The following is a 19562-nucleotide window of genomic DNA, read 5'->3' as shown; positions in this document are numbered from 1 at the left end:
GGTGGAGCCGCTCGTCATCGTGGAGCGCTCGGAGTCGGTCGTTTCGCTGACGCTGAACGCGCCAGCGAAGCGCAACGCCCTCGGCACGGCCATGTTTGACGCGCTCGAGCAGGCCCTCGCAGAAGCTGCGCAGAGCGTGAATGAAGACCGCGGCGCCAGCCTGCTTCGCTTGCGCGGGCGCGGGAACACCTTCTGCGCCGGGTTCGATCTCACCGAGGCCGCCGCTGGCGACGGCGGCGAGGTGCTGGCCCACTTCCTCATGCGGCTCTCAGGGGTCCTCCGCGCACTGCGCCGAGGGCCCTGGATCGCCGTGGCCGAAGTGCGTGGCGCGGCGCTTGCGGGAGGTTGTGCGCTCCTTTCCGCATGCGACTTCGTGGTTGCCGCGGACGACGCACTCTTCGGTTACCCGGTGCATCGCCTGGGCCTCTCGCCCGCCGTCACCGCGCCCTTTCTCTCGGCAACGGTCGGGAGTGGAGCGGCACGGAGTCTCCTCCTTTCAGGTGAGCGCATCGACGGCGCCGAAGCGCTGCGGCGCGGACTCGTGACGCACGCCGTAGCGCCAGGTGAAGTCGGGGCCGCCTCGGAGCACCTCCTCGCTCAGCTTGGAGCGAAGGGTCCCGTGGCGCTCCTAGAAACCAAGCGCTGGCTCAATCGCCTCGAGGGTTCAGACGACGACGATCGGTGCGACGACGCCATGCACGCGAGTGTGCGTTGCTGCAACCACGATGAGTGCACGACGATGCTCCGCGCGGCGTGGAGCGCTCGCCGAAGCTGACGGCATCGGCCGTGTCGGTGCGACCACTCACGGGTCCGGTCCGCCGCCCGATGCATCGAGTCCGCCGCTGCCAACGCGAGCGCGGCAGGAACCACTTGACTCAAACGCCCGCTACCGCCGAGCTCAGGTCAGGAGTTCACCGCACTCCGGACACGCTTCCTTGAACTCGAGTCCGCGCGTGCGGTAGCCGCAGCGCGGACAGAGCCCCCGGGCGCGACGCGTGCGTCGAACACTCTCCATCACGCCCGCACCGAGCGCGGCCACGCCGCGCGCCAACAGGATGCCGACCACTCCAATCGGAATGAGCACAAGCCAGATGACCGCGATGGTGCCGATGACCGCACCGAAGCGCCACTCATCCTTCACCGGCGACACAAGCTCCGAAGCCACCGCTGGCATGCTCCGGTTCAGGGCTGCGCGCACGGCGCGAGCGCGCGGATCAGCGGAGTCGGGGTCCATCGCCTCAAAGCCGGTGGCGGTGCTGATCAGCACTTCGGGTGGATGGACGCGCTGCCAGAGAGTGACGGGCCAACCTGTGTCTTCGCGTCGCTGCTTGACCTCGACTGACGCGACAAAGGTTCCGACCAACGGCACGGATTGCGAGGGCCCCGTGATCGTCGCGTCGATCACGCCTTGGGAATTCCGAACGACGACGCCGGCGGCAAGGTTCAGCGTCTCGTCAAGTCGGATGACCACGCTCATCACCAGAACGATGATGACCGCGACAGGCAAGCTGACGAAGAGCCAAGCATCGCTGGCCCGGCTCCACCGGTCGGCACTGCGCCGCGCGGAGTGGTAGTTGATGTCGTGCCGAAGGCGTCGGAGGAAACCGATCACGGCTGCGGATTCTGACCGATTCCCGCGCCGGCGCCATGCATCGATCGGACGGAGGCGGGGCGGGCTTTGTCTCGGCGGGCGAGGCACCACACCCGCCGACTCGAGGCTCCATGGTCAGAAGCGGCCCTGTGCAGGCCGCGTCGTGATTGATGTGAACGGCCACGCCCGGTCGCGCTTGAGCTTGCTTGGACACGATCGGTCATGCGTGAACCTGCTTGATCATGGTCTGTCGCGCTTGGTCTAGCTTGGTCACGCTTGAGGTGGCTTGATCATGCGATTCCCTCGAGGGATCATGGGCACGGGTGAGCCGTTCCGAACCACCGCTTTGTCTGCTGGTCACGGGCTTCGAGCCATTCGGTGGAAGCCCCGTCAACCCATCGCGGGAAGTGCTCGCGATGCTCGCTCGCGAGTGGCCCGCCGGCGCGGCGAAGGAGATCGACACCCGGTCGGCTCGCGGAGCGTTCGTGACTCGTGTCCATCTCGAGACTGCGATTCTGCCGGTGGTCGGCGGCATGGGCCCTGGTTCGGCCGCCGGCGCCCTCCTCGCGGCCGTCGAACGCTGTCGGCCCGATGCCTTGCTCTGCCTGGGCGAGACAGGCTCGCGTGACTCGATCTGCGTGGAGGCCGTCGCCGTCAATCAGCGCCACTACCGAATTCCAGACAACGCGGGAGCCCTCGTCGAGAACGAGCCGGTGATCGCTGGCGCACCGAGCGAGCTGGCGGCCTCGTTGCCAGTCACCCGACTGGTGACTGCACTGCAGAGCGCCGGCTTGCGCGCGGAGGCGTCGACCAACGCGGGCCGCTTCCTCTGCAATGAGATCATGTTCCACGCAATCTCCCTCGCCGCCGAACGACGGATGCGGGGCGCCGGTTTCGTTCATGTGCCGCGCTTGCCTGAGCAGATCTCGCGGGTGACCCGGCAGCAGGCGGGCCAGCAGCCTGCGGCCCCGCCCCTCCAAGGCATGACGCGCGAAGAGTGCCTCCGCGGAGTCGAGGTGCTCATTCGCGAGCTCGCTGCAGAGTGGTGCTAGATTTCGTCCCATGAGCGCCACCCCTGCAGCCGCGACGAACTCCAGCAACCTGGTCATCTGCACGGTCGACCACGGCATCGCCCGGCTCGAACTCAATCGACCTGATGCTCGCAATGCGCTTTCACTCGACCTGATTCGAGCCCTCGGCGCGACGGTGCGGGAACTCGCACCTCGCTGCACCCCTGGCGCGGATGGCGGCACCGCGCCCGAGGTTCGCGTGCTGGTGCTGTCGGGCCGCGGCCGAGCGTTCTGTGCAGGCATGGACCTGAAGGCGGTGGCCTCCGATCCCGCCGCCATGGGCGAAATGCTGCGTGAACTCTCGCGCGTCAATCGATCGATCCGGCGCCTGCCAGTTCCGACCATTGCACAGGTGCAGGGCGCGGCAGTCGGAGGCGGTTGCGGACTGATGGTGGTCTGCGACTTTGCGTTCACGCATGCCGAGGCCAAGGTCGGGTATCCCGAGGTCGATCTCGGCGTCTGCCCGGCCGTTGTGGCACCGTGGCTCATCCGAAAGATCGGTGCCGGTCCCGCACGGGCCATGCTGCTCGCTGGAGGAACCATGAGTGGCGAGGCGGGTTTCCGCGCCGGACTTGCCACGCACCTGGTGCCGGAAGAGGAGCTCCCCACGGCGGTTCAGGCGTTCGCCATGACGCTGGTCAAGGGAGGCGCGCACGCTCTGGCTGCGACGAAGCGGCTTCTGAACGAACTCGATGGATCAATGGACGATCGAGTCGCCGACGAAGCAGCCGCGATCTCGGCCCGCGTGATCGCTGGTGCTGAAGCGCAGTCGCGCCTCCGGGCGCTCTTCGCCCGTCAATGACGCGAGGGACGAGGGGATCCGCCGGGCGCGGTCGCTTGATACAAGGCACACAGCGACCCGAGAATCCGAGCTTGGCTTCGAGGTTGATGAATTGACGCGGGTTGGAGTCCTCGCGGAAGTCGCCGATCACCACCAGCGCCTCCCGCACACTTGCGAACAGGTTCCGCGTATCGCCCACCACCATCGCCAAGGTGTTGATCCGCGCCACCACCACCGCCAAGCACTCCCGTGTGAACTCATACTCCATCATCAGGATCTTCTGAGTCCTTCGAATCGTGACATGTACTTGATGAGCGGGTCACGCCAGTTGTAGAATTGGCCGCTCACCGCGCAGGAGCCGACCGATGAACCTCAGGGTATCGCGATGCTGCTGAGCGCAGGTCAGGAGCACCGTCATGAGCACCGACTGGGCATGCGCGCCGGCCTCGGTCCGGCTCCCGCCCCACACCTTGCGATTCACGACCGCAGGCCGGATCGCCTGCTCGGCTCGGTAGTTCGTCGCGTCCAGTCCCACGGACCCCGGCTCGAGGAGTGTGAACAACTGATCGCGATGCCGGAGGAGATGCCCGGCGAACCGCTCGTGCGGCGGATTCGCTCGCGGCCAGCGCAGCAGGCACATTCACCGATGTGAACGTTGAACTGCCGGTGGATGGGACGGCGCGGCAGCTCGACCTGGTACTGGCGCTCCGACCCGGTGTGTCGCACGAGACCGCCGCAGTCGCATCGATCGGGGAGCGGCGCCTCGTGGATCTCGTCGATGGCGCCAGCCGGCGGCGCCGCGCGGAACGCCGGCGTGCCGTAGTCCGGGCCGGGCTTGCGTCCCGGTCGTTTCGGATCCGCCTTGGGCGTGTTTCGCGAGAATGGCGCTGGCCTGCCGCTTGCCCTTGCGGGTGATGTCTTCGAGCAGCCGTTCGAGCTGGGCGACGCGAGCCTTGAGTCCGGCGATCTCGCGCTCCTGCTCGACGCATCGCGGACAAGAAGAAGGACTGTTCGACGGCTCCGCCATCAAGATCCTCCATCAATGTACCGCAGCCGCTCCCTCCACTTCTACGACGATGGCCCGCTAATCAAATACCGTGGCATTTGGTCACGCCGGTCTCACCGCGACCCCGTCCACTCACCGAGAATGAGCGCCAGGTCACGCCCGCCGACGACACCATCGTTGTCCAAATCCGCGGCGGACCATGGCGTCACGCCCCAGTCAGCAAGCACCTTCGCGATGTCCTTGCCATCGACAGCGCAATCGCCGGTGATGTCGGCGGCCAGGGGGGACAGCGGGGTCAAGATACGGTTCGATCCGTACGGGAGAATCTCACCCACCTCGTTGATCCTATGGGGCGCGTTTCCGATCGACGGCGTCCCAGGGGCCATGAGATCAGTGAGCTTGTGCGGCTCCCCATTGATCCACACCACGGCAACTTGAGTGTCCACATATCCGGTCAGCGAAGCGGCGCCAATGATGACACCACTCGAGTTGATGCTCATGGCGTAACTGAACGGGTGCCCCGGCAGCGACGGCAGGGCGATCACCTCGTCCTTCGTCCAGACTGTCGCGACCGACCCAACCCATACGCCAATCACATACGCGTTCGATGATCCCACCGCCACGCCCGCATCATTCACGCCGCGGGCACGACACACCGTGTACGACTCCGCCGGCTCAAGCACCTCGAACTCTCCATCCCGCCAGCGGAAGCCACGCAATGAACCGTTGGAGTGATGACCATACTCGCCCACCACAAAGCCGCTGTCGCTGATGTCCGTGGCGTAACCGCCCGGAAACTCGACAGGTGTTGGAATCAGAGTCATCTCCCCGTTTGACCAGACATAGGGCTTACCCGCCGAAGTGCCTACAACGGTGCCTTGCTTGTTCACCGCGTAGGGCGGGCTGATGACACCATCCGGAAAGGGGGCAATGGTCGTGACAGTTCCGTCGGGCTTCCAGATGCAGCCGATCTTGACGGTCCCACTCGTCCCCTGGAATGAGAACCCGACGACGACACCGAAGTCATTGACAGCGACCGCCTGCGCGCCCTTCGGGCCAGCCCCGGGCGGCAGGGGAAGCTCCTGCGGTGAGCCACCCGGAGGGCAATACACGGGAATGTCCCCGGTGGCCCCATGGCACTTCGGCCTGTAGCCACACCACGCCTCAAGGTTGTTCAACCCTGTAATAACAGAGTACATGGGCAGACCACCCGAGCACGGCCATGGAGCCCAGCTCTTCACGGTGTACTGGCACTGCCCTTGGGCTACAGGCAACGCGCTCAGTGCCAGAATCGACATCACCGCGAGTTGAGGGGCACGCTTCATTTCAGAAACCTCCAATGGTAATAGGGAACATGGTGGCCCTTGGACCCTTCGCTTTAGAGACTGTTTCAGAGGGCATTGATCGACCGATGAAGGGAGAGTTCTTCAACAGCGCATGGAGGCGCAATCATGGCGAAGGAACTCGTTTCAGAGGATCTCTGGCGGGCGGCGGAGCCGCTTCTGCCAAGACCGAGGCCCCGTACATCGGCGGGTGGGCGGCCACCAGTCGACTCTCGTGCGGCGCTTCGAGGCATCATCTTCGTACTGCGGACAGGCATTCCCTGGCAGGCGTTGCCGCGGGAGGCGTTCGGAGTCAGCGGCTCTTCGTGCTGGCGGCGGTTCAAGGAGTGGTGGAAGTCTGGCGTCTGGACTCGGCTCCACCAAGAGCTGCTCAGAGTCTTCAAGTTTGCGGTGGGCATCGACCATCGGGCGGTTGTGGACTCGCAGTCCGTGCGCGCGCTCAGGGAGGATCGCGCACGGGCCCGAACCCGACGGACCGTGCAAAACGCGGCTGCAAACGCCATATCCCGACCGATGGCTCCGGTGTCGTCCTGACCATCCAGACCACTCCGGCGAATGTTCAGGATCAGCGGCAGGTGGCCCCGCTTCTTGAGTCGTATCCCGCAGTCGCCGGTCGTCGGGGACGCCCGCGATGCAAGCCCGAGTCGCTCCTGGGTGATCGCGCCTACGGGACGCGCGCCGTCAAGACGATGCTGAAGCGCAAGGGGATTGGCGATCTGCTCGCCGCTCGCCTGAGCAAGATCCACGGCAGCAGGCTTGGCGTACTCCGTTATGTCGTGGAGCAATCGCTGGCCTGCGTCGGGCACTTCCGACGCATCAGGCACTCCTATGAGCGCTGGGCGCAGCACTTCCAGGCATTCCACGAGCTGGCCGCCGCACTGCTTGTTCATGCTCGCCTCAAATCGCATGCAGTCCGGTTCTGAAACAGTCTCTTAGAGTCCGAACCAGGCCTCAAGAATCACCTTCATCGTCGAACTTTCGAGCGATGACAGCCACCCGACAAGCTGCTCGACTCCTGACATGCCAAGCAGTTCCATCAGTGACGCCGGGGTCGCTCCCGCCCCTACTTTCAGCGACATCGCCTCGGATTGTGCAGACAATGGCCAGAAACACGGCGCCGATGGCAGCGGGGGGCACGGCCCCCAGTTGCCAAGCACCAGCGCCATGTCCGAACCCGCGACCTCCCCATCGCAGTCCAAATCACCTGCGCACGGGGCGCTTTGGCATGATCCCCAGTTCCCCAGCAGCAACGCAATGTCGGCACCATCGACGGATCCGTCTCCTGTCGCATCCCCCGTGCATCCACCCCACTCGTAAGCCCCCATGTCAACGACCTGGTCGCAGCCAAAGACTCGCACGAACCGCCTGATGTCCCACGGCAACTGCTCCGCCATGTCTGCGTTGTCATTGACATCGGTCACATCGGCCGGGATGTCGAGATTGTCGCCTGCCTCGATTGCAGCGGAGCCTGGTGCCAATCTCAAGTCACCCGATGCCGGATCGACGAACTGTGGGTCGAGATCGATGTTGCCGGGGCCGAACGATGTGGTCCAGAACGATGCCGCCCAACTGATCCCAGCGACGCAGGAGTGGCTGATGTGGAAGTTCACCGGGTCCACACCGCCGATCTGCGCGCAGAGGTCAGGATCGAAGACCTCAATTCCCTCGTCAGTCTCCCAGCTCCCGCATTCCGGGTCGCCCAGAGTTCCATTCCCGAAGAGGATCGAGTTCGCAATCTGAGCGGTCGGCGAGTCAACACCTCCGTTTGAGGATCCACCGAAGTTTCCGGTGAGTGTGCAATTAGTGAGGACAACCTGCGCCTCCAAGAGCGGGAGTGTTGAAGTGACGCCGATAGCGCCACCATACGGAGCCGTGTTGCCCTGGAATACACAGTTGGTTGCGAGCAGCATCGCCTGATATTGGACACCGATCGCACCACCCCTCCACGGACCTGTGAAGCTGCATTGATTCCCGACGAAGACGCTGCTGGTGACCCAAAATGGATACCCATCCGGCCCCTCCGTCCCTGCGGGTGGAGGCTCCTCGAGGCCTTCCTCAACGAGCGCAGTTCCTCGACTAATCACGATGGCCCCACCAGTGCCGTCGGCTTCGTTACCGTCAAACCGACAGTGAACCACATCGAAGGTCGTCGTGCCGAAGATCGCACCCCCAGCGCCGTTGGTCGTGCCCGGTCCGCTGGGCGGAGTGGTCGGCAGCGCTGAGTTCTCCTCAAAGAGCGAATCTCGGCAAATCATCCTCATTCGGGATCCGATTGCGCCCCCCAGGTTCGCAACATTCCCGTAGAAGCGGCATGATTGCACCCGAACGACCGTCTCCTCGCCGGTCTCGTCAAGACGAAGACCGCCGCCGATTCGGTCGGATGCTGACTCTGCGTTCAAGGCACATCCCGCGGTGACATGCAGTCCATCTAACACTCCAGGAGTTACCCCGGAAAGCGACGACACGCGAAGGACATGGATCGCGTTATCCACCATGTTGGCAAGTGTCCCATCATCGTCCCCGAGAAGGTCTCCGGAAAGGACGGTTGGGAATTCACACAGATCCCGATCATCGGCATCGCCCTCGCTGTCAGTGAATCCCCGGTAGCCGCCCTCGATCGTGACCGCCGCCAAGATTACGAACCCCGACTGAGCGAGCGGCCGATAGGTCCCCTGCGCAACTCTGATGGTTGTGATTCCGAGTGAACTGTTGTTGGCATCCGCCAGCGCCTCTTCAAGCGTGCCGTAAGCGTCGTCCCAGCACAGCCCAAAGCTGCCGGTACCCCCGATCTTCACATATCGAATTTCCGGATCACTTGATGGTGGACACTGCGCCATCGCCTCACGCTCGGCGAACCCCGCGAACACCACCGCAACAATCAGCGCGAGGACCCACCCCGCACCCGACGACCGACGACCGACGACCGACGACCGACGACCGACGACCGACGACCGACGACCGACGACCGACGACCGACGACCGACGACCGACGACCGACGACCGACGACCGACGACCGACGACCGATCATCACCTCGGTCTCCCGCGTGTCAAGAAACTCCATCGATTGTCCCGCCTTTCCCGACTGCGGTCTAAATCCGCAGTCATTGCACACTTCCCGGACCGGAAGCCAACCACATGCCGCGACATGGCCCGGATCGCGGCTGGCACAAGGTGGAGAGCAATCGCTCTCCTGCATTGGTCAAGGACAAATCCCCGTCATCTTGACGGCGGCGCGGCGGGAGGTTCCGATCTCCGTCCCATGACCGCTCTTCGCACAGTTCGGGACGCCGACGGCGTCGTGACCCTGACGCTCGACATCAATCCCGCGAAGCCGCGCGGCGGCACCGTCGTACTCGATGGCTGGCTGATCGAACAGATTCGCGTTGCGCTCGACGCGATTCGCGCGGGGCCGGCGCCGAGCGGCTTCATCCTGGAGTCCGCGAGCACCCGAGTCTTCGTGGCCGGCGCCGACATCGCCGAGCTCGACGGTCTCAGCGATCCGCAGCTCGCGGAGTTCCTCAAGGCGGGCTCGCATGCCTTCGGGCTGATTCGCGAGTTGAAGTGCCCATCGGTCGCCATTGTTCACAAGGCTGCGCTCGGCGGAGGATTCGAACTGCCGCTCCACTGCGACGCGCTCATTGGAGTTCGGCCCGCCGCCGGCGAGAAGCCCTGGCGCATCGGTCTCGCGGAGGCGACACTCGGCGTCTGCCCGGGCTGGGGCGGAACGCAAATGCTCCCCGCGCGCATCGACCCTGCGACCGCCATTCTCGCCGCGTCCGAAGGTCGGCTCTGGGAAGCGACGCAGGTTCCCGACGGCCTCTTCGAAGCAACTGCGGACACCATTGACGATGCTCGGGTGCTCGCGCGGAAGTGGCTTGCCGCGCAGCACAACCTGCCGCTGCGACCACTTCGGGCCATCGATCACACGAACTCTGCCGCCGTCGGCAAGGCGCTCACCGCGGTGCGCTCCAGGCTCCCCGACACCGAGGTCGCCCGCGCCGTTGCGGAGTGCGTGCATGCCGGCATTCAGAATGGCTTCGCCGCGGCGCTCGAACTCGAGCAGCGCGAACTCATCCGGTTGCGTCACACCCCGCCCGCGAGGGAGAAGATGGCGGCGTTCCTGAAGAAGTAGCTCTGCGCAGGCGATGGGCCTCGGGGCAATGGCCTTGGTTCGTTCCACCGCGCGATCGCTCGGTTCGAGTATCCCCGGCGCCAGACGGCGCGGTGCCTCACTTCGAGCGACCGACGCACCGACCCTCGCGGCGGAATCTTCGGAGGGATCGTCAAGGGGTTGGCCTGCTCACTTCGAGCGACCGACGCGCCGACCCGCGCGGCGACCGGCCTCGAGCAACCCCCGGCACCAGACCGCTCGCCCTTGATTGAGCGGCCCGGGAACCTCCCCCCTTTCGATTCCTGGGGCGGAGCCGCTACGCTTCCGAATCCGGGCTCTTCTGCGGAGCGACTCCGCAGAGGACCCGCACTGCACCATCGCCGCAGGCCCGCGCCTGCGGAGCGCGGCTCGCGGCCTCGCGCGGGCCGCTGACCGTTACCAGTCACCGCCCGCCCGCCCTCGGAGCGCGCGTCCCCGATTCCCCCGAGTCTGGAACCACCGACATGAGCACCGACCTCGCCAAGGACCTCAAGAACATCTCCGAGAAGGATCGAAAGCAGATCGAGCAGGCGCAGGAGATGCTCGGCCCGGATCCCACCTCCATGGGGTTCCTGAAGAATGTCTTCTGGGGCAACTTCCGCGAGGAGCTCGTCTTCCCCTACCCCGCCACCGCAGCCGACGAGTCGGCTCGCTGCGACCAACTGCTCGCCCGGCTCGATGAATATCTCCGCAAGGAGCACCCGTCGATCGAGATCGATCAGAAGCAGGAGATCCCCACATGGGTGATCCAGAAGCTCTTCGACCTCGGCGTGCTGGGCATGACCATTCCCAAGGAGTTCGGCGGCGGCGGGTTCGGCATCACCAGTTACAACCGCGCGCTTGAGCGCATCGGTCGCTCCTGCGGTTCCACGGCGGTGCTCGTCTCGGCCCACCAGTCGATCGGCTGCAAGGCGGTCATGCTCTTCGGCACCGACGATCAGCGCAAGCGCTTCCTTCCGCGCATGGCCAAGGACACGCTCAGCGCGTTCTGCCTGAGCGAACCCAATGTCGGCTGCGACGCGGGCAACCAGGAGACCCGGTGCGAGCTCTCCGCCGACGGCTCCCACTACATCCTGAACGGTGAGAAGAAGTGGGCCACCTCCGGCGCCCTCTCCGGCCTCTTCACCGTCATGGCGAAGCAGAAGATCCGCGACCCCAAGTCGGGCAAGGAGAAGGATGTCGTCACCGCGCTCATCTGCACGCCGGACATGGAGGGCGTGGAGATCTTCAGTCGAAACCGCAGCAAGTGCGGCATCCGCGGCACCTGGCAGGCGCGCATCCGGCTCACCAATGTGAAGGTGCCCAGGGAGAACCTGCTCGCGAAGGAGGGTCAGGGCTTCAAGATCGCCATGAGCTGCCTCAACTTCGGGCGCTGCACGCTCTCGGCGGGCATGCTCGGCGGCGCCAGCTTCGCCTATGAACAGGCGTGCAAGTGGGCGAAGTACCGCTACCAGTTCGATCGCGCGATCGGCGAGTTCGACCTGGTCAAGGAGAAGCTCGCCCGCATGGCCGCGTACACCTACGCCATGGACGCCATGCTCTACATGACCACCGGCTTCCTCGATCGTGGCGACTCCGACATCATGCTGGAGACCGCCATGTGCAAGGTCTTCTGCTCGGAGTTCGGCTATCGCGTCGTCAATGACTGCGTGCAGATCATGGGCGGCGAGAGCTACATGACGGAGAACCATGTCGAGCGCATCTGGCGCGATTCGCGCATCAACATCATCGTTGAGGGTGCCAACGAGGTCATGCACTCGTTTATCTTCGCCTATGGCTCGAAGCAGCTCGGCGAGTGGATGCTCGGGATCCGCAAGAACCCGATGAAGTCGATCGGCAGCGCTCTTCAGATCGGCTCGGAGCTCTTCCTTGGTGTGCGACGCGGCCTTCCGACCTTCTCCAAGCTTGATCCGCGCCTCTCGCGCTTCGGCCACGAGCTCATGATGCTGATCCGCGAGTTCAGCCATCAGGTGAAGCTGATGTTCAAGGAGCACGAGGAGAAGCTCGTGACCGCCGAGTGCATTCATGAGCGTCTCTCGATGGCCGCCCTCTGGATCCACGCGATGACCTGCAGCCTGTCGAAGCTCGACCGCAACATGCGAAGCGGCCTCGATGGCGCGGACCTCGAGTACGAGATGGGCGTGGTCGAGCATCTCTTCGCTCTGGGTGAGATGGGCTTCGACGAGCAGGTGCGCCTGCTTCGGACGAATGCCGATCGCTCGATGCGCAAGGCGGCCGACGCGGCCCTGCGGCGGATCGACACCTTCCCGGCCAGCGACTACGCCATCCCGGAGAAGACGCCGGTGAAGGAAGTCCGGGGCACTGGACGGCGCGTCGACGATCCCGCGATTCCGCAGTTCGGCAGCGGAAGCAAGTTCGACGCGGCTCGACTCGGCAAGGTGTGACACCGGTGTGAACACCCGGTGCGAAACCTGAACTTCGTGGGACGCTGTTGGAAGTGATCAAGACCCTTCGCTAGGCTCCTCCCTCCCATGAAGATCTTCGAGCTCCTCGCCAGCCACGGACACGAGCGCCTCGCCTTTCACCACGACCAGGCGACCGGCCTCCGCGCGATCATCGCGATTCACAGCACGGTGCTCGGCAACGCCCTCGGCGGCACCCGGCGCTGGGCGTACACCGATGAAGCGGAAGCCATCCGCGATGTCCTTCGCCTCTCCGAGGGCATGACCTACAAGAGCGCCGCGGCGGAACTGCCGATGGGTGGCGCAAAGAGCGTCATTCTCGCGAAGCCTGGAGCCCATCCGACCGAGGCCGAGGCTCGCGCCATGGGTCGCTTCGTCGACACATTCGGCGGCACCTACATCGCGGCCGAGGATGTCGGCGTCAACACGCAGTTCTGCGATTGGATGGCGACCGAGACGCCGCACATCATGGGCGGTGAAACCGTGAGCCACGGCGGCGACCCGTCGCCCTTCACTTCGCTCGGCTGCTTCAACGGCATGAAGGCGTGCCTGAAGCACCTCGGCAAGAAGGTCGATTTCTCGGGGCTCACCGTGGCCATTCAGGGCGTCGGCGCGACGGGCTACAAGCTGGCGAAGCTCTGCCGCGATGCGGGGGCCAAGGTCATCGCGACCGATGTGAATCGCGCTGCACTCGACCGCGCGGTGAAGGATCTCGGAATCGAGGCACTCGGCACCGACGACAACCTCTTCCACACCAAGTGCGACATCGTGGCACCGTGCGCGCTCGGCGGCGTGCTCGATCATCCGACAATCGATCGCCTCCAGTGCCAGATCGTTTGCGGAACCGCGAACAACCAGCTGCTGCACCCGGGGGAGGACGGCCCGCGCCTCAAGGCGCGAGGCATTGTCTACGGTCCGGACTTCGTGGTGAACGCAGGCGGACTCATCCGGCTCGCCGGTCTCTACCTGGGCATGAGCGAGCAGGAGATCGACCGCAAGGTCGAAGCGATCGAGCACACCACGCTCGCGGTTCTGAAGGAAGGCTCGAGTTCAGCGAGCACGCACCATGCGGCCGTCGAGTATGCGAAGCGCCGCATTGAGGCCGGTCGCTCAAACAAGCGAGCCGTGACGGCGGGCTGACGGTCTCGCACATCACCGGTAGGACCAGCGACCGACCGGAGCTTGTGCAAATGAAGGTCACCCGGGCTCCTCAACAGACCGCTGCGACCGCAATTCGCTCTTTTCAGGGGATCCGGGAAGCGCCTCGGAATACACTCCGCGTCGAGGGAGCGGTTGGGGATGCGTGTCCCAGGCCGCCATTGGGAGGGAACCAAGCAGGGAGGACTGAGCATGGAGATTCAGAAGATCGTGGGCGGCGCTCTTGTTGCGGCAGCGATGCTGACGACGGGGGCAGGCGCTGACTTCTTCGAGGGCTTCGAGGCTCCGATTAGTTGGCCCGCACCTCCGAACACTGCCGGTGCCTTCGTGACGCTGAGCAGCGGCCAGTGGTGGACCAAGAACCAGAGTGAGAGCGCAGGACTCAGTTCGGTGTTCCAAGGCGTCCCGGCCAATTTCGCGGCTCAGGCAGGAACAAACAACTCGTACGCTGCCATGAACTTCAATAGCGGCTCCGGCACGACCACGCTGAACACCTGGCTGATGACGCCCGAGCAGACGCTGAACAACGGCGACACATTCAGCTTCTGGACGCGGTCGATCAGCAACAACTTCCCGGATCGCCTCCAGCTCCGCCTCAGCACGAACGGCGCAAGCGTGAACACCGGGGCGGGTGGAACCGGCGTGGGGGACTTCGGCACGCTGCTTCTGGACATCAATCCCAACTACCAAGGCCAGAACGGCTATCCGACCGTATGGACGCAGTTCAGCGTGACGGTCTCGGGCCTTGGTGGCCCCGCCCAGGGTCGCTTCGCGTTTCGCTACTTTGTTGAGAACGGCGGGCCGACCGGCACGAACTCCAACTACATCGGCATCGACTCGGTGAGCTACACCCAGGTCCCCGTGCCGGGTGCCCTCGCGCTGCTCGGCGTGGCCGGTCTGTGCGGCTCGCGTCGTCGTCGCTGATCGCGAAGTCAGTCCGTTTCGAGTTCGATATCGAAAGCCGCAGGCCCCGACGCGTGCGGCTTTCTCTTTGTGTCGGCGTCGCAAGGCGCGGTGACGGATGCCGTGTTCGCGTCAGCTGCTCGCTGCGCGCAACGCTCATGGAGTGGCCGCGTTCCTCGAGTCCCACGCGGCGAGCACTTCGGCTTCCTTCTCCTTCGGCAGACCACCGCGCATCCGCTGCCGCCACTGCGCAGCAAACTCCTCGCCCCGCTCCTCGCGGATCTCACCGGATCGAGTGGTGAAGTACTCCAAGATCGCGCGGTTGATCTCGTCGATCGGGCGCGACTTGAGCCCCGCTTTCACCGCGCGATCGGTGTTCACCCGGCCGAAGCCCGCATAGCCCGGAAGCGTCGGCGGCACCCACGCGGGCATCTGCTGCCAGGGCGCGACGCCCTGCTCGGCGAGAAACTCGAAGGGAATCCACACGGGCGTGGTCGTTCCACCAGCCACGCGGCAGGCGGAGTCAACCACCTCGCGCATGGTGAGCGAGCCTGCGGGGTTCACCGCGTTGTAGACGCCAAGGTGCCGCTCCTCAACACAGGTGACGATGAAGTCGGCGAGATCGCGCGCATCGACGATCTGAATCGGATCGCTGCCGTCACCCGGCGCCACCATTCGGCCGCCCTCGGACGCACGGATCGGCCAGTACGCGTAGCGCCCGGTGGTGTCCCGCGGCCCCACAATGAGCCCCGGCCGAATGATCGTCACCTTGCCCGGGAAGTTCTCCTCGGCGGCCTTCTCCACGCGCGCCTTCATGGCGCCATAGTGCTGGCCCACCTGCTCATGGGTGGTGATCTGCGCGGCGACCTCATCGGGCACCGTCGCCAAGGGCGCGCTCTCATCGGCATTGGGTTCGTCATTCGAGGCGTACACCGAGATGGTCGAGATCACCACGAAGTGATCCATCGCAGGCTTGAGAATGTCCATCGCATCGGTCACGGTCTTGGGCACATAGGTGAAGGTGTCGATGACTGCGTCCCAGCGGCGTCCATCCTTCACCGCCTTCTCAAGTCCGGATAGATCGCTGTAGCGATCGCCCTCGATGCGCTCGACCTCGGGGAAGAGGCCTGGACTCGAACGACCACGGTTGAAGAGCGTCACCTCGTGCCCGCGCTCGCGCGCCCGTTCAACGATGTGAGGCCCGAGAAGGCCCGTGCCTCCAAGGATGAGGATCTTCTTCGGTGCGGGTGGTGGGTCGTTCATGATCGGTTGCGCTGTCGCGGTCGTCGCCGCCATTGCCGGCCCTGCGAGTGCGAGGGCCAGCAGTGGTGCGGTCAAGAGCGCGGTTCGAATCGTCGTCACTGGAGAACTCCTGGAAGAGTGTGTGAAGGAACACCTTGACTCGGCGGGCCATCTCGATCCCGCCGATCGGCGGCGCGGCGACGCTGCGCGACCGCGAGCCAGAGGGACATACCGCCCCAGATCGCGCCGAGCGGCAGCGCCAGCATCAACATTCCCCACATTCCCGCCACGAGAGCCGTCAGCCACGCGCCGGCGACATCGCCGCCTCGATAGACGAAGAGGTCGATGACCGGCTTGACCTTGTAGCGATCGGCCTCTTCGACCACCGTGAAGAGTGTCTCGCGCGTGGGTCTGGCAATCGCGAAGCGCACGGCGCTGTGCACCGCGGAGAACGCCGTGACCGCCGCAAAGAGCTGCCATCCTTCGACTCCCCGGTGCTGCATCCACGCGAGCACACCGAAGCCGGACACCGTGACCATGGGCAGTACCGCCAGCGTCCAGCCGATTCCGAGCCGACGAATGAGCTGCCCCGTCACGAAGAGCTGCATGACAAGCGTGGCGCCCTGGGTCCACGCATCCATTCGGGCAAAGAGGGCGATGCGCGCCTCCAGTTCGCGCCGCGCATCGACCACCAGTTCCGCTCGCGTGAAGTAGAGGAGTGTTGAACTGATGGTCAGGAAGATCACGAAAAGGGCGGTGCCGAGGAGATACGGCGAGCGCACCAATCGAGTGGCGCCTTCGCCCCACGACCCGCCGACCGGATGGGCGGCGGTCCGGGTGATGCGGCGGTCCACCCGGTCGATCGCCAGCACCAACAGCACTGTGACCACGAAGCACGCCGCCGCAATCACCATCTGTCCCGAGGCGCCGATCACATCGACAAGGCGCGAGGCGAACCATGACCCGCCGAGTGCGCCGAGCGTTCCACCGACGGCGATGACGGGAAAGAGCCGCTTCGACTGTTCGAGCGACCAGACATCGGCCATGAACGCCCAGAAGATGGCCGTCAGAAAGAGATTCACCACGCTCAGCCAGACATAGAAGCAGTATCCGAGCACGACCTGCGTCGACTCATCCACGAGCAGCCGCAGTGGAACGAACACGACGAGACACGCGGCCACGCCAAGCTGTCCCACCACGATGCATCTGGCGCGATCCAGTCGTGCCACCACGCCGCCGAAGGCCAAGGCCACCACCAGCGACGCTCCACAGGTCACGACAAAGAGCCACCGGAGGTCATCCATCGACCGCGCCACCCCCATCGCTTCGCGCACCGGTCGGAGCAGGAAGTACCCGAAGAGAACCAGCGCGAAGTACGCCAGAGAGCAGGTCAACGCCCGGCCCTCCCCCGCCCTCACGCGCAGGATCCTCGTGCCTGCTGCGCTGCCAGGAATGCGGATCACGCGGTGGCCTACACACGAGGCGGGTGCGCCGTTGCAGGCGGGGCGATCGCTTCGTCGCCGAAACGCCTGTGCGAGGTTCGAGTCCGGGGGGTGCAAGGGCGGGCCCGCATCGGCCCCGGAGCACTCGGAGCGAACGAGGGCTCGTGCTAGACTTCGGATCGCATGCCCATCACGAAGGTTTTCAGCACGGAAATCGAGCGCGTCTCGATCCTCGATGAGCACGGGAAGTTCGACGAGAAGCTCGGCAAGGGTCTCATTCCCGACGCCGACCTCCTCCGTCTCTACGAGTCCATGGTGGCCTGCCGCCACCTGGATGAGGTGGCCTTCCGGCTCCAGCGATCGGGTCGCATGGGGACCTACCCGCAGAACATGGGGCAGGAGGCCAACAGCCTCGGCGCCGCCTACGCCCTGAACAAGGACGACTGGCTGGTTCCCTGCTACCGCGAGAACTGCGGTCTCTTCTGGCGCGGAGTGCCCATGGAGCTCATCCTCCTTCACTGGATGGGAGATGAGCGCGGGAACGCCATTCCGCGCGAGCTCTACTGCACGCCGCTGGCCATTCCCATCGGAACGCAGATGCTTCACGCGACGGGGCTCGCGTGGGCCTCCAAGTATCGCGGCGAGAAGCGCCTTGCCTGCACCTTCTTCGGCGACGGCGCAACCAGCGAGGGCGACTTCCACGAGGCGTGCAACTTCGCGGCGAATCTCGAGATTCCCGTGATCTTCTTCTGCCAGAACAACTTCTGGGCGATCTCGGTGCCCGGCAAGATTCAGTGCTCGGCGCCGACCGTGGCTCAGCGCGCGATCGCCTACGGCATGAAGACCGTGCAATGCGACGGCAACGACCTCTTCGCGGTGGTCAAGTGCGTGCGCGACATGGCTGCCTACACGAGGGAGACCGGCAAGCCGGCGTTCATCGAGGGCGTCACCTATCGCCTCGGCGACCACACCACGGCGGATGATGCGCGTCGCTATCGCGACGCCGCCGAGGTTGAGATGTGGAAGACCCGCGATCCCATCACTCGCCTGAAGGCCTACATGAAGGATCGCAAGATCTGGAATGACTCGAAGGAGGGCGAACTGAAGGAGAAGGTCGAGAAGGAGATCGCCGCTGCCGTCGAGCGAGCCGAGACGATCGCGGCACCGACGCGCGACGACTTCTTCAACGCGATGTACGCCGAGCTGCCGCCCGACCTCGAGCGCCAGCGCGACACCATGCAGACGCACGGTCTCGGCGAAGACCCCGCACAGCTCGAAGGTGCCGAGGTCCGGCAGTTGGACCACCCGGAGCACGCCCACTGACGCTCCTCCGTTGCGGGATGGCGACACGCCACCGCTCTTGAATCGAACTTCCGAACGCACACGACCCATGGCCAATCTCACGCTCGTTCAGGCAATCAACCTCGCGCTCGTCCAGGAGATGGAGAAGGACGATCGCGTCATCATTCTCGGCGAGGATGTCGGTCCCAACGGCGGCGTCTTCCGCGTCACCGAGGGCTTGCACAAGCGCTTCGGCGCCCATCGCGTGGTCGACTCGCCGCTCGCCGAAAGCGGCATCATCGGCACCTCGATCGGCCTGGCCATGGCGGGACTTCGGCCTGTGCCCGAGATCCAGTTTGAGGGCTTTCTCGGCCCCGCCTATGACCAGCTTTGCTCGCATGCGGCGCGCATGCGCACACGAACGCGCGGCGCGTTCACCGTGCCGATGACGGTCCGTGTGCCGGTCGGCGGCGGTATTCACGCGCCGGAGTTGCACAGCGACTCGCCCGAGTCGATCTACGCGCACACCCCCGGACTCAAGGTGGTCATGCCGAGTTCGCCCTACGACGCCAAGGGATTGCTCGTGGCGTCGATCCGCGACCCAGATCCCGTCATCTTCTTCGAGCCCAAGCGCATCTATCGAGCCTTCCGCGAGGAGGTCCCCGAGGATGAGTATGTGATTCCTCTGGGGCAGGCCCGCGTCGTGTGCGAAGGCGAGGAGATGACCATGGTGAGCTGGGGCTCCAGCGTCATCCAGTGCATGCAGGCCATCGAGCGCACTGGGAGAAACATCGAGCTCATCGACCTGCGGACCATCTATCCGCTCGACATGGACGCGATCGAAGCCAGCGTCAAGAAGACCGGGCGCTGCGTCATTGTGCACGAGGCGCCGAAGACCTGTGGACTGGGTGCGGAAATCTCCGCCCGGATCATGGAGCGATGCTTCCTTCACCTGGAAGCGCCGGTCCAGCGCGTCACCGGCTTCGACACGATCATGCCGTACTACAAGCTCGAACTCGAGTACCTCCCCGATGCGGCGCGAATCGCCCGCGCCATCGAGGAGACGGCGGCCTACTGAGGCCATCACCTGGAGCGCAGCTCCGTCACACGACGCCCGCACAGGAGCGTCAACCGACGAACGATCTTCACTCGCCCCGCGGCACGAACCTTC

The 19562-nt window shown here is 65.0% G+C and carries 17 protein-coding genes; 11 read left to right on the top strand and 6 right to left on the bottom strand.

Annotation, left to right across the window (positions count from 1 at the left end; translation table 11 throughout):
• The first annotated feature begins 1 nt into the window (after position 1).
• Positions 2-775, top strand: coding sequence for an enoyl-CoA hydratase/isomerase family protein (locus KF724_00300; protein ID MBX3354120.1), 774 nt, complete (start codon positions 2-4; stop codon positions 773-775).
• A 123-nt stretch (positions 776-898) separates the two neighbouring features.
• On the opposite strand, the gene KF724_00295 is transcribed toward KF724_00300, so the two are convergent.
• Entirely contained in the window at positions 899-1612 is a 714-nt protein-coding gene (locus tag KF724_00295; GenBank protein MBX3354119.1) for a hypothetical protein, read from the bottom strand.
• A gap of 302 nt (positions 1613-1914) precedes the next feature.
• Between KF724_00295 and KF724_00290 the strand changes: the two genes are divergently transcribed.
• Positions 1915-2643 carry a hypothetical protein gene (locus KF724_00290; protein MBX3354118.1) on the top strand — a complete coding sequence of 243 codons (729 nt, stop codon included), beginning with the start codon at positions 1915-1917 and terminating at the stop codon, positions 2641-2643.
• Positions 2644-2653: 10 nt separating this feature from the next.
• A complete protein-coding gene (locus tag KF724_00285; GenBank protein MBX3354117.1) occupies positions 2654-3463 on the top strand; it encodes an enoyl-CoA hydratase/isomerase family protein in 810 nt (269 codons plus the stop codon).
• Between the two features lie 298 nt (positions 3464-3761).
• Here KF724_00285 and KF724_00280 read toward each other — a convergent pair whose 3' ends face one another.
• Both KF724_00280 and KF724_00275 read right to left on the bottom strand, forming a co-directional pair.
• A complete protein-coding gene (locus KF724_00280) occupies positions 3762-4004 on the bottom strand; it encodes a transposase (protein ID MBX3354116.1) in 243 nt (80 codons plus the stop codon).
• A gap of 557 nt (positions 4005-4561) precedes the next feature.
• On the bottom strand, positions 4562-5773 hold the full coding sequence (locus KF724_00275; GenBank protein MBX3354115.1) for a hypothetical protein: 1212 nt from the start codon (positions 5771-5773) through the stop codon (positions 4562-4564).
• Between the two features lie 126 nt (positions 5774-5899).
• Here KF724_00275 and KF724_00270 point away from each other — a divergent pair, with 126 nt between their 5' ends.
• A complete protein-coding gene (locus tag KF724_00270; GenBank protein ID MBX3354114.1) occupies positions 5900-6325 on the top strand; it encodes a transposase in 426 nt (141 codons plus the stop codon).
• Between the two features lie 41 nt (positions 6326-6366).
• Entirely contained in the window at positions 6367-6714 is a 348-nt protein-coding gene (locus KF724_00265; protein ID MBX3354113.1) for a hypothetical protein, read from the top strand.
• 9 nt (positions 6715-6723) lie between these two features.
• On the opposite strand, the gene KF724_00260 is transcribed toward KF724_00265, so the two are convergent.
• Positions 6724-8853: a hypothetical protein gene (locus tag KF724_00260; protein ID MBX3354112.1), complete on the bottom strand. Its 2130-nt coding sequence runs from the start codon at positions 8851-8853 to the stop codon at positions 6724-6726.
• 198 nt (positions 8854-9051) lie between these two features.
• Here KF724_00260 and KF724_00255 point away from each other — a divergent pair, with 198 nt between their 5' ends.
• The 4 genes from KF724_00255 to KF724_00240 all read left to right on the top strand — a co-directional run bounded on the left by KF724_00255 (position 9052) and on the right by KF724_00240 (position 14447).
• Complete coding sequence (locus KF724_00255; protein ID MBX3354111.1) at positions 9052-9924, top strand: enoyl-CoA hydratase/isomerase family protein; 873 nt, start codon at positions 9052-9054, stop codon at positions 9922-9924.
• 482 nt (positions 9925-10406) lie between these two features.
• Positions 10407-12347 carry an acyl-CoA dehydrogenase family protein gene (locus tag KF724_00250; GenBank protein ID MBX3354110.1) on the top strand — a complete coding sequence of 647 codons (1941 nt, stop codon included), beginning with the start codon at positions 10407-10409 and terminating at the stop codon, positions 12345-12347.
• An 87-nt stretch (positions 12348-12434) separates the two neighbouring features.
• Complete coding sequence (locus KF724_00245) at positions 12435-13505, top strand: Glu/Leu/Phe/Val dehydrogenase (GenBank protein ID MBX3354109.1); 1071 nt, start codon at positions 12435-12437, stop codon at positions 13503-13505.
• A 210-nt stretch (positions 13506-13715) separates the two neighbouring features.
• Complete coding sequence (locus KF724_00240) at positions 13716-14447, top strand: choice-of-anchor J domain-containing protein (GenBank protein ID MBX3354108.1); 732 nt, start codon at positions 13716-13718, stop codon at positions 14445-14447.
• A 135-nt stretch (positions 14448-14582) separates the two neighbouring features.
• Here KF724_00240 and KF724_00235 read toward each other — a convergent pair whose 3' ends face one another.
• Positions 14583-15788, bottom strand: a complete 1206-nt coding sequence (locus KF724_00235) for an NAD-dependent epimerase/dehydratase family protein (protein ID MBX3354107.1) — start codon at positions 15786-15788, stop codon at positions 14583-14585.
• Positions 15785-17062, bottom strand: a complete 1278-nt coding sequence (locus tag KF724_00230; GenBank protein MBX3354106.1) for a hypothetical protein — start codon at positions 17060-17062, stop codon at positions 15785-15787. The genes KF724_00235 and KF724_00230 overlap by 4 nt, the downstream gene beginning before the upstream one ends.
• Positions 17063-17293: 231 nt before the next feature.
• On the opposite strand from KF724_00230, the gene pdhA reads away from it, so the two are divergent.
• Together pdhA and KF724_00220 are read left to right on the top strand one after the other, a co-directional pair.
• On the top strand, positions 17294-18433 hold the full coding sequence (gene pdhA, locus KF724_00225) for a pyruvate dehydrogenase (acetyl-transferring) E1 component subunit alpha (GenBank protein ID MBX3354105.1): 1140 nt from the start codon (positions 17294-17296) through the stop codon (positions 18431-18433).
• A gap of 67 nt (positions 18434-18500) precedes the next feature.
• The gene (locus tag KF724_00220) at positions 18501-19469 is read left to right on the top strand and encodes an alpha-ketoacid dehydrogenase subunit beta (protein MBX3354104.1); all 969 of its coding nucleotides are present in this window, start codon (positions 18501-18503) and stop codon (positions 19467-19469) included.
• Positions 19470-19562: the final 93 nt, after the last annotated feature.

This window comes from Phycisphaeraceae bacterium (assembly GCA_019636735.1).
GTDB lineage: Bacteria > Planctomycetota > Phycisphaerae > Phycisphaerales > SM1A02 > VGXK01.
The sequence above is the reverse complement of the archived record's forward strand: the minus strand, read 5'-3'. Positions and strand labels throughout refer to the sequence as shown.